Annotated in this window: 11 protein-coding genes; all 11 read right to left on the reverse strand. The window is 37.3% G+C overall.

Going from position 1 to position 10766, the window contains the following annotated elements; all coding sequences use genetic code 11:
- Nucleotides 1–739: 739 nt before the first annotated feature.
- Entirely contained in the window at nt 740–1444 is a 705-nt protein-coding gene (locus tag ATH1_RS0115465) for a rubrerythrin family protein (protein ID WP_010423737.1), read from the reverse strand.
- Nucleotides 1445–1685: 241 nt separating this feature from the next.
- Nucleotides 1686–3062: a sensor histidine kinase gene (locus ATH1_RS0115470; protein WP_010423741.1), complete on the reverse strand. Its 1377-nt coding sequence runs from the start codon at nt 3060–3062 to the stop codon at nt 1686–1688.
- Nucleotides 3059–3736 (reverse strand): response regulator transcription factor, encoded by a 678-nt coding sequence (locus ATH1_RS0115475; protein ID WP_010423745.1) that lies wholly within the window; start codon nt 3734–3736, stop codon nt 3059–3061. Before ATH1_RS0115475 ends, ATH1_RS0115470 begins: the two co-directional genes overlap by 4 nt.
- 63 nt (nt 3737–3799) lie before the next feature.
- Nucleotides 3800–4279: a DUF2231 domain-containing protein gene (locus ATH1_RS0115480; protein WP_010423749.1), complete on the reverse strand. Its 480-nt coding sequence runs from the start codon at nt 4277–4279 to the stop codon at nt 3800–3802.
- Nucleotides 4280–4488: 209 nt separating this feature from the next.
- Nucleotides 4489–5364, reverse strand: a complete 876-nt coding sequence (locus ATH1_RS0115485; protein ID WP_010423751.1) for a cation diffusion facilitator family transporter — start codon at nt 5362–5364, stop codon at nt 4489–4491.
- A gap of 105 nt (nt 5365–5469) precedes the next feature.
- Nucleotides 5470–6777, reverse strand: a complete 1308-nt coding sequence (locus tag ATH1_RS0115490; RefSeq protein WP_010423755.1) for an IS701 family transposase — start codon at nt 6775–6777, stop codon at nt 5470–5472.
- Between the two features lie 358 nt (nt 6778–7135).
- Nucleotides 7136–7555 carry a MarR family winged helix-turn-helix transcriptional regulator gene (locus tag ATH1_RS0115495; protein ID WP_010423758.1) on the reverse strand — a complete coding sequence of 140 codons (420 nt, stop codon included), beginning with the start codon at nt 7553–7555 and terminating at the stop codon, nt 7136–7138.
- Between the two features lie 179 nt (nt 7556–7734).
- On the reverse strand, nt 7735–7980 hold the full coding sequence (locus ATH1_RS19720) for a HepT-like ribonuclease domain-containing protein (RefSeq protein ID WP_139035471.1): 246 nt from the start codon (nt 7978–7980) through the stop codon (nt 7735–7737).
- 1 nt (nt 7981) lies between these two features.
- Complete coding sequence (locus ATH1_RS0115505; protein ID WP_211208088.1) at nt 7982–8242, reverse strand: nucleotidyltransferase family protein; 261 nt, start codon at nt 8240–8242, stop codon at nt 7982–7984.
- 1269 nt (nt 8243–9511) lie between these two features.
- Nucleotides 9512–10150, reverse strand: a complete 639-nt coding sequence (locus ATH1_RS0115510; protein WP_010423769.1) for a hypothetical protein — start codon at nt 10148–10150, stop codon at nt 9512–9514.
- Nucleotides 10144–10662, reverse strand: a complete 519-nt coding sequence (locus tag ATH1_RS0115515) for a hypothetical protein (RefSeq protein WP_010423771.1) — start codon at nt 10660–10662, stop codon at nt 10144–10146. The genes ATH1_RS0115510 and ATH1_RS0115515 overlap by 7 nt, the downstream gene beginning before the upstream one ends.
- Between the last annotated feature and the right edge of the window lie 104 nt (nt 10663–10766).

A 10766-nucleotide genomic window follows, 5' to 3' on the forward strand; every position in this document is an offset into this window, starting at 1 on the left:
ATGATTAGAGGTTAATTATACATGTTCTTTTGTGACAAACCTTGTCATGTTCGTTTCATGGGATACCCTCTTTTAATTGGTTCAGTATCTTTATTATTTTGTTATTGGTCAAATTAATATAATGAGAATTTTTCAGGATATCATCCTTTTTGAATGAATGGTGCATTAATAATTTCATTTTCTGCTCCGGAAAGCATTTGGATCAGACGTTCTGTGGTTATTTCTATATGGAACAGTATTTTGTATATGACGAAGAACTGATCCCGGAAGACAGCGTTGTGTCATTATACCATTTGAGAATCTTAGGCGCTTAGCGCATAAAACTAACCAACATGTTGTTTAAGTTGACTAAATCCCGCCGAACAGGGACTTTTTTCAGGCTTGTCCTGAAAAAACGTAGTACCTTATCTCTAATTTTGTTGTATTTCTTAGCAAAATATTTATAAATGGCTGCGCCATTTGAACTTTGGATCACCGAATTTGCGCGAATTAGTTATTTTTGGCTCTGGCTTGTCCAGGTTAGGTATAAGTATGATTATATAACAGAGTCCGGTATTTCGCAGGAATGCAAAATACCGGACCATATACTATGTTACGCTTGTCCGAAAATTACTCATTTACGATAAGTCAACGGCGTATTTTCGTACTTCGCAAGTCTTTTAGATGACACTTGCCGAACAGACACATAATTTGTTACAACTTTTCCCGACTTTATAGAAGAGTACTATTGATTACCTGTCTATAAACTATTTATTTTAATGAATCTTTCTGAACTGGTCATTGAAATACCACAACGTTCAGGTGGTGTTTGGTCGTAGGTGTTTCCACAAGTGGGACATATATAATATGCTTTCGGAAGCTCTTGTACCGAGTTATTATTAAGCGCTGCCAGCGCATTTGTGTACATTACCTTATGTTTTTTCTCCACTTCAACCGCATAATTAAAACTTATTTGAGCCAATTGACTTTTAGAGTTACCAGCATCTTTCAAAAATTCAGGGTACATAGTATCTATCTCATACGATTCCCCGTCAATGGCATCCTGCAAATTCTCGGCAGTCGATTTAACGGTAAATTCAGGGGTAAATTCCGGAATGGCCACGCCGTATTCTGTCATAACCGATTTGTGATTGTTAGCATGCATCTTTTCGGCTGTTGATACAGCTTTAAACAGTAAGGCGATGTTATGTAATCCCTCTTCCTCTGCTTTTTTAGAATAGGCTGCATATTTTGCGGATGCAGTTGTTTCACCTTTAAATGCTTCCTGCAGGTCGGACATGGTTTTTTCTTTGGCTTCTTCGGGAGCCATTTGTTTTTCATCACTTACTTTGGCTGCCGGGGTCTGAAGTTTGGCATTTTTGCTGTTGTTGCCATTTCCCGTGTTACATGCAGTAAGAATGCTAAGAATTATGGCTAATGCCGATAAGGAAAATAAATTTTTCATTTTCTTTTTTATTTAGTTAATAAATTACACTACAAATATACTTCTGATGCCATTAAAATTTCCTTTATCCTTTCTTAAGATTTCCTTAAGATTTTTGAGCCTGGTCTAAAAAGCATCTTTGTTGCCAAACTCGTTGTTGTTTTAAATTTTTGCATCCTCATTAACAATAAGTTAACTTCAGTACAAAAATTTAAAACGCCTTGATTTTGACAAAAATATGCTTTTTATACTGCACTCATTTTTATGTTTTAAAATAAAGAAAAAATTGAGTTCCCTCATTAACCCGACTGTTTACCTCTATTTGTATTCCCTGAATATCTGTCAGCATTTTAACAATATAAAGTCCTAATCCGGTACTTTGCACCGAAGAACTTCCGGGAACATCAGCCCGGTAGAAACGTTCGAAAATATGTGCTAAATGTTGTGGTGGAATACCGGGACCATTATCGCTAATCGTCAATATGTTGGTGTTGTTTTGCCAACGGCAATGCAATTTTCCGTTTACATTTCCGTATTTTACCGCATTGCTAACCAAGTTCTCCAATATCATTTCAAGCAAACCAAAATCGACCTGAACCATGGTATTTTCAGGAATGTCCACTTGCATGCTCATGTTTTTCTCTAAGAACCTGCTTTGCCATTTGTTCCGGATTGATTGCAACATATCGTGTAAAGGAACAGGCTTATTTACAATCGATATGTTTCCTGAATCTAAGCGTGCCAAATACAGCAACTGACTAATAATATGGTTTATCGAATCTACTTCCTGGATCACTTGTTTTGCCTTTTCTTCGTAATGATGCGGCTCGCGGGGTTTCCGAATGAGTACTTCCAGGGTTCCTTTAATACCGGTAAGCGGGGTACGCAATTCATGCGATATATCCGCAGTTATCTGTTTCTCGCGGTTGCGTCCTGTTTCTATTCTTTCAAGCAGGGCATTGATGGTAGTGGTAAGCTGGTAAATCTCATCATGATGTTCCGGTAATGGTAGTTTTGGATTGATATTGTTGTAATTCATCTTTTCTGCATAACCTATTAATTGCTTTATGGGAGCTATACTACGTGATGCCACCAAAGAAGTAACGAAATAAAAGAATAAGAGCATAAGCGGAAAGGCGGCAAAAAAAGTATTGCGCAGGTTACGGAGGATGACAATGGAATCGACCTGAGATATACCTATATCAAGCTGTCCGATAATTTTCCCCGTTTCGGTTTTGATGGGAAATTGTCCTTGTCGTATTTTTTTCCCGTTGAACTCCACATTAAAAAAAGTATTCGAGTTCAGTGAATCGGCATACTGTAGCTGGTCGTTTTGTAAATTGCGCGAATGGAAAATGACAGTTCCCTTCTCATCTACTATTTGTAAAAAGATAGGATCTACTTCTGCATTATTGTGCTCCAATTCTTCCCACTCAGCATTTAAACTAAACACCAGAGAATCGCCTTCGGTAGATATCTGGGAAAATAATTCTTCCTTTTCTTCCAGAATACTATGGTCAAGATGACGAAACGTAGTAGTATAAATTACAGAATACATTGCAGCAAACATCACCAACATGGTAATGGCAGCAGCAATGGTACTAAAAAGTGCTATACGGTTCTTAAAACGTAGCTTCATGCGTCATCGTTTATTCGGTAACCTACTCCCCGAATGGTTTCAATGAATGATTCGCTGTTTTTATCATTAAGTTTTTTACGGAGTGCATTGATGTACACATCAATTACCGAGGTGTCGTAATCGAAATGGATATCCCACACTTTTTCAATAATGTGGGTGCGCCGACTTACTTTCCCCTTGTTGCGCAATAAAAACTCAAGCAAGGCAAATTCTTTTTGGGTAAGTTCAACATTCTTCCCGGCTTTGCTTACCCGGTGAGAAGCTACATCCAGCGAAATATTGCCGTAGTGAAATACCGAGTTCTCACTGCTTTTTGTGCGCATCAGTACACGAATGCGGGCCAGCAATTCTTCAAAAGCAAAGGGTTTGCGAATGTAGTCGTTGGCTCCTGTTTCCAGTCCGAAAACGGCATCGTCGGTAGTGTCTCGGGCGGTAAGGAAAATGACCGGTACTGCCGGATCTTCTTTTCGGATATTACGGAGTATTTCAATGCCGCTCATTCCGGGCAACATCCAGTCGAGCAGAATAATATCGTATTCTTCCAAATAATCAAGGGCCAATTGTAAACCCTGTTTTCCGTTATCGGCTGTATCAACAGCGAAACCCTCCTCTTCCAGACCTTCTTTAAGGAAATTGGAAATGGAGGGCTCGTCTTCAACAATTAAAATTCGCATGTTTTATATCTATAGTGGTTTCCTGAAGCTTGTTTTTTCGTTATTCTGATGAACAACAATAGCTTAATCTTCAACATTATTGTTTTGAATAGTTTCAGAATTACCAAAGCCCAATTCAACGCCGGCAGCGTGTTTAAATACCAACTGACCGCCCAAATTACCAGTATATGCCACGCTTCCGGCGGCAGCCAGCAACAAGACAAAAGCTACTATTTTTAGCCAAAGAATTTCTTTTTTTAATATATACAAGGCACTTTTAGCTCCTGCAGCAGCTATGGTCAACAACAGGGTTAAAAGAGCTGCTTCTTCGTGTGCTTCCACGGCCTGAAGTAAAGAACCTCCTTCCATTCCACCGCCTGCAACATCACCGGTTATATATGCGGCAATAGTACCAAGAGCAGCCAGAATTAAAATATAAAAGGTAGCTTGCTGATAAAACTTTTTCTTAAATATTAAGCCGAGTACTTCCGTAAAAAAGGCCACCAATACCAGGGCAACCGGAAAATGAACAATCATTGCATGTAGGTGTGTTGCTGTCAACATAGTTTTTTGTTTTAAAGTTTGTACTAAGATTGTACTATTCAGGTTTTAATTAGCTTAAGCAAAACTTAAAATTAGCTTAAATTATCGTTCTGTTAGCGAAAAGTAATAAAATAATTAGTTTAACTCAAATTCTTGAAAATAAACACTTGATCGGAGGCTGAGTGTTTGTCCCGCGCTTTATTATTCTTTCATGTATTATGGGCTGTATCTCAATCATTTTCATGTTTAAAACCTTTCGGTTCGATATGGATGGTTGCAATAATATACAATTCTTTTTTAATCATATCTTCTATATTAGTTGCTATAGCATGAGCAGAAAAAACATCCATCTTGTTGTCCACCTTAATGTGAAAAGTAAGTTCCTTGTTATTGATATAGTTATGGATATGATAATGATGTGGATATACGTTTCCATCAAAATTTGATTCAACAAGCGTTTCAATTTTCTCAATCAGTTCTTTGCTTGGTTTTTCTCCCAATATTTTATTGATTGCATCCTTAATTATTTCATAGGCTGCATAAAAAAGCATGAAAGCTATAATTATGCCCAATACACTGTCAATCCACCAAAAACGGTTCGAAAAGAATATACCGATTAGTACTATTACAGAAGATAGAGCATCGGTTCTGTGATGCCAGCCGTCTGCTTTTACAGAAAGATTCCCTGTTTTTTTACCTATGTAAAAAGCATACTGCGCTAATCCTTCTTTTACCAAAATAGATATAATAGTAACTACAATAGCTATAGTTCCAAAATCAGCAGTCTCCCTGGTTTTAAATTGTAGTATTGCATCCTTTATGAAATCATAAGCAATTAATGTTAACAGAAAACCAATAAAAATGGATGCAATTTGTTCCCATCGTCCATGACCGAACGGGTGTTCTTTATCCGGCTTTTTTGACGATAGTTTTACTCCAAATATTACGATTATAGAACTTAATGAATCCGATAGAGTATGCCATGCATCAGCGGTTAAGGCAATTGAACCTGAAACTATACCAGCCCATAGTTTTAATCCAAATAAACCTGTATTTACCAGAATAGAAACAAATCCTTCTGTATATCCTGCTCTATTTTTATCCATGTTATTATTTCTTTGATACAATAATAAATGATAATGGTATTTTATCTTTAATAAATTGTTACGGCTGTTAGAATTGTTAAAGTTGTTAGTTCTACTTTAACAGATTTAACGCTTTGAATAACAGCAATCTATGTCGCGCTGTCGTTTTTTGTGACGCTGCTGTAGTTTCTCCAACATCAATTCATCGGTCATTTCACGATAAAATTTGTATACCATGAAATCCATAATGTCCCTTGCCGACAGTAGTGGTACTGCGTCTTGGTTCAATAGTTTTTCTTTCAGCATAAAACTGCCTACCAGCATGTTGAGTGCTACTTGGTGATGCCATGACAACCATTTGCGGGTTTGGAACTGGTCCATGCCCACAATCTGTTTTTGCTCTTTGAAGCTATGCTCAATGAAAAAGCGTTGTGCCTGCATGTAGGCAAGCGCCTGATGTGTGTATTGAGCTAGTTCTGCGTTTGTGAACGAATATTTTATTTCTACCCCCTGCTTTGTTTTCCTTTTTGAGATGACCAGCAACCTTTTTTCAACTGCATCGCTGGTCTTGTCCCAAATGTAAACAGTCTTGAAATGGAATAGGCCCTTCAACCTTCCCTTGGCAGAATCACGGATATCAAGCTTCTTCCAGTCTTTGGTTGTGAGCGTCTTCATATATTCATTGGCGTTTACCGACGGTGTGCTTGCCTTGGGCCTTTTGGGAGGCCGCCCACGATTGCTTTTTCGTTGGGGGACATATAGCTCGGGTTTTTCAAGATGAATTTTTTGATCGCTATGGATGTCGAGCATGTAAACTAACCCCATATCCTCTATCGAACGGGTAAACGCAAGATCGTTGCCATAAAGTCCATCTCCACCAACGTAATCGAACTCGATGCCCATTTCCAGTTGGTGCTTCACTATATCTGTAGCCAGCTCGGGTTTTGTCTTGAAAACCCTGTCCTGTCTGGGGATACCAGCAGTTTCACACCTGGCGCTGTTGTTGGTCCATGACTTTGGAAGGTACAGCCTCGTGTCGACCAGCGCTGCATATTTGTCGGTGCACAAGCAACCAAAAACTGCTACCTGTGAGTTTGCAGTCTTCCCAACGTTGCCGCAATACTGGTGGTCAACACCTATACTTTTGTCGCCTTTTTTTACCCATCCGCTTTCGTCTATGAGCAACCCTTTTAATTTCTGTTTTGGGAGAGATTTGTCTACCTGATTTGCTATTTGATCGATGACAGCCCTCGCGTCCCAATTGGATTCCGTAATGAAATGCTGCATCTTGTGGTAGTCTGCGTTCAATGTCTCGGTGATGCGCTCGATGTTTTTCAAATCGCTCAAGGCTAAACCTTCGACGTATTGCGTGGCTTTGTCGAAGTTAGATTTTGTTTTGTTTTTGAAATAGCACTGGAATTCAGATAGATACACATCAAGACGGTCGTTAACCGCGAGCAGTGTTTTACCATTATCCGTAAATTTTTTTAAGTTTTTCGCCCGTTACACATTGCAAACTTGAATTTTGTTCTTAATTTCAATGCAAGATACTAAAATACTGCAAATTATAAAACAATAACGACACTTAATTTAGAGTTTTTTTAGTGATTATTTTAATCTGTTAAAGTAGAATTAGAATGTTATAAGTTTTATTACATTAGCTAACAATCTAATAATCTAACAATCTAATAATCTAATGACCTAATGATCTATTATGACAATTTTGCCATGCTCGTTTCATAGTTTTTAAATTATGTTGGTTAGATATATCTAACTATGTATTTAAATTTTTTTATTGTATTGACCTTATTGCTTTGTTTAGAAGAACTATTAGAATATCCCTTTCTGAATCTGTTAATTCTTTTGTCAGGAGCGTAGCAAACTGTTTATGTACATCGGTATGTAAATGAGCTGCTTTATCACCCTTTTCCGTTAGATGTACATGAGCCGAGCGTCTGTCATTATCTGATTTTACCTTGTGAATAAAACCATGTTCTTCGAGTCTGTCAAGCATTACAGAAGTTGATGCTTTGGTAATTTTCAATTTTTCGGTCAGTTCCGATAATGTTGGATTTTCCATAGAATGAATTAATTCAATACAATTCAATTGCTTTGTTGTCAGGTTTTTTAAATCAGTCCTTTGCTTTGCCTGCTCTTCAATCTGTTCACTTTTACTGAGGATAATATTTATTAATTCTTCAATGTTATACATAGACCTCTTTTACACAAATATATTAATATAGTTTGGTATATCTAACTATATCTTCCCTTTTTTATTTGGATATTTTGGTGTTCCGGTAAAGTTTCTTTTTCTGAGATTTCAGGGATATCCGTCATCTTATTTTTAATGATATTCTGTATCAATCTTTTTTACCTGGAATAGGGGGCAGCTTACTCCGGATTATCCAGATAGTACATTTCTTTCCATGGAACATCAGGATACTTTTCTTTAATTTTATCATCTAATTTTTTCGAAGCTTCTCCAATAATCTCAAAATTCCTGATAACCGCGTCAACTGTTTTATAATCTCTTATAAAATGCTCAAAATCGTAACCTTCTATATATTCAGCAATACGGCTCATAGCAGTCTGAATATCATCAAGGAACATTTTATAGCTATGCTCTCCCTTTTTCACATTACACGTATTTAACTTGATTTAAAATCCTATCTTTGATTTGTTCCTTTAATGCATTTTTAGTCACTAAGTCAATTTTTCGACCGAAAATATTCTCAAGATAAATCTCTAATGAAAAATATTTCCATCCGATAGGTCTTTCAAATTCAACGAGTAAATCTATATCACTATCATCCGTATAGGAATCATCCGAAAAGGAACCAAATAATCCAATCTGCTTAACAGAGTAATCTCTGTATAAAATTGGCTTTAAATCTTTCAACCTATTCAATATATCGTTCTTCGTAATCATAAATCCAAAGATACAAATTTTTAATTTACAGACGAATCTGTCTTTTTAACATGCGCTAACCGGGTAGGTCAGGAGGAGTAAAATCCTCCTCCCTTCCCCCGCTAAGAAGCGTACGTGATAGTTTATGCATTCATAATTGATGGACCAGGGAATGCATGATTTCCAATTCCCATCATACGGCTCAAGCACTTTTAAGGCAGTCTCATTTCTGAGTTCACCCGGTAACTTAACGGTGTTACCTTAGCAACTTCCACTTTATAGCCAATTGACACATTGTCTTGAGAGGCACACGATGGAAAGAATCCTCGTTCATTTGCTTTTTCTCAATTCATCGGTTCTATAAAAACTTTTGCCATAAAGCACCAGTTGAAGGTCAGCGGGCTTTCGCCCCGTGATGATGTTTCAATCACTATCCGATTCGTTACAAACCGGCCTTCGCTTCGTTCAACCTCTCTGTCCGACGCTTCCCAATGCCTTGCGGTTATGGTTTTATCCCGTTTGTTTACCCGAAACAGGTGGGAGAGAGCGCCGGGCTTCCGCGTTCCGCTCTAATAACAGCTAATGTGAATCGAGTGTCGTATCATGCATAAAATACCGCACCAAGCATCACTGATTTTCGTTTTTTCTTCATGATAAAAAGTTCACGTAGCTATGGCTATGCTCGCTTTTTCTCATCTTGAAAAAAGCAAAAATCAGTTTCAACTTATACGTCATTTTATACATGACACGACACTGGGCCCATCCTGTCTGCCGGCTGAACAACATCTTCGTATGAGCTGCGTTAAACGCTCATAACCTGTCAGCTTACCATTTTGGTAGGGAGCGTATCAGTCTTAGTTTTCGCTCTTACGCCTTCACGACAGTTACGGAATATTCATGTATTTTAGCCATGCTCACGCATCCATGCCCTTAATCGGTCTAAGACCCCGATGACAGTCCGCCTCGCGGTTTCGTGCCACGCCTATAGGATACGAAATCCGGGCGATTGGTACACTTATCCCGGGAGCTTCAACCCGCAGTGGCTGCACCACACGCCAGTTGTCCCGGTAGGATACTATTGGAAGAACAATAGGTTTTATCAGAGGTGTAAGTCTCTGTAAAACAATTATATAGAGCGACTTTGTGTCGCAACAACGACACGGCTATGAAGCGTAGGCTTGTGTTGTGCCTGCGGCAAGCCTATGCTTTATCAGCCATTGTTAGCGGGCGTTATTCCTTATGTTCTTTACACGATAAACACTATCGAAATACAAATATTAAACTAACTACATGGTTATATTTATTATTCTTAACCAAATCAGGTACTATAGTGTTTATAGATTCTAAATTGTCAATTGTATTACATTCATATTTTATAGCTAAATACATCTTCCATGAACCATATAAAATACCTCCTCCCAAACCGTATGCAAACTGGCTTGAATATGGCGCTTTATATTCTTCACCAGCTCCTGATTTATACTTGCGATTTAAATGAGGATTGAAATATGCATTTATTTCTGGGAAAATGCCAAACCGCCTATATTGCCATGGGCTTTTTCCTTTGGTAAAAGTCTTTAAATTCAATGAATGATGAATGCCTGCTTGTAAAAGAAAAGAAGTAAGATGTTCTGTTTTATTCTCTTCCCATCTTGCATCTTCATCTTCTGCTTCAAAAGAAAAAACGTAACTACTCTGAGAGAACATATTAATACCCCCAAAAACAGTCAACTCTTCAAAAAAACAATACCCAACAGCCCCACTTACCGTTTTAGCGATATTATGGTCAAAATAAGGACTTCCTCCCACTCCGAGCTCAAACCTGTAGGTCAATTGAGCAAAACTAGTACTTATAAATCCTAAACAAAAGAATAAAAAAGCTGAAATTGTCTTTACCATTGTTTTATATTAATTCCAACACAAAACCGTGCTAAAGGTGCAACACCTTTTATTTCTGTCCTACTATGGTAACCCAAACCTAACTCAAATTGGTAATAAAACGTTTTATGATATCGTTGAAGCCCCCACACAGGACCCACAGCATAATTAAAATGTTCACCTTTAGAGTCGTTACTTACATTTCCATTATACCCTAACCACCTCATACCATAGTAATTGCCAGAATGAAACAATAAACTATTATTTCTACTTAATACCTTTGATGAATTGTATATATTTTTAACTGTAACATTCGAAAATGTGGATATATATGTTTCAAATTTATCTTCACTATTATAACTCATGTTAATTAAGCCAAAACCTAAATCAATAGATGCCAACAAGTTATTTTTAATACTAAATTGATATTCAATTCCAGGTTGTATAAGCTTTAAATGAATTTTATTCTTTTCTTGAGCAGATACATGTATCATTGTCAGTATACAAAGACTCAATAATATTAATTTTTTCATGAAATATGGTTTTAAGCCAGATAAGGCAAGTTTACCTTATCTGACTTTTGTTATAAATTAAAGTTTCCCACTTTTCTACGCCCCATATAATGTGGTATGTTAAA

This window comes from Anaerophaga thermohalophila DSM 12881 (genome assembly GCF_000191885.1).
GTDB lineage: Bacteria > Bacteroidota > Bacteroidia > Bacteroidales > Marinilabiliaceae > Anaerophaga > Anaerophaga thermohalophila.

Coding starts and splice junctions, on each gene's coding strand:
- ATH1_RS0115465 (WP_010423737.1), bottom strand. CDS start 1,444: ATGAAAAATTTATTTTCCTTATCGGCATTAGCCATAATTCTTAGCATT.
- ATH1_RS0115470 (WP_010423741.1), bottom strand. CDS start 3,062: ATGAAGCTACGTTTTAAGAACCGTATAGCACTTTTTAGTACCATTGCT.
- ATH1_RS0115475 (WP_010423745.1), bottom strand. CDS start 3,736: ATGCGAATTTTAATTGTTGAAGACGAGCCCTCCATTTCCAATTTCCTT.
- ATH1_RS0115480 (WP_010423749.1), bottom strand. CDS start 4,279: ATGTTGACAGCAACACACCTACATGCAATGATTGTTCATTTTCCGGTT.
- ATH1_RS0115485 (WP_010423751.1), bottom strand. CDS start 5,364: ATGGATAAAAATAGAGCAGGATATACAGAAGGATTTGTTTCTATTCTG.
- ATH1_RS0115495 (WP_010423758.1), bottom strand. CDS start 7,555: ATGTATAACATTGAAGAATTAATAAATATTATCCTCAGTAAAAGTGAA.
- ATH1_RS0115510 (WP_010423769.1), bottom strand. CDS start 10,150: ATGGTAAAGACAATTTCAGCTTTTTTATTCTTTTGTTTAGGATTTATA.
- ATH1_RS0115515 (WP_010423771.1), bottom strand. CDS start 10,662: ATGAAAAAATTAATATTATTGAGTCTTTGTATACTGACAATGATACAT.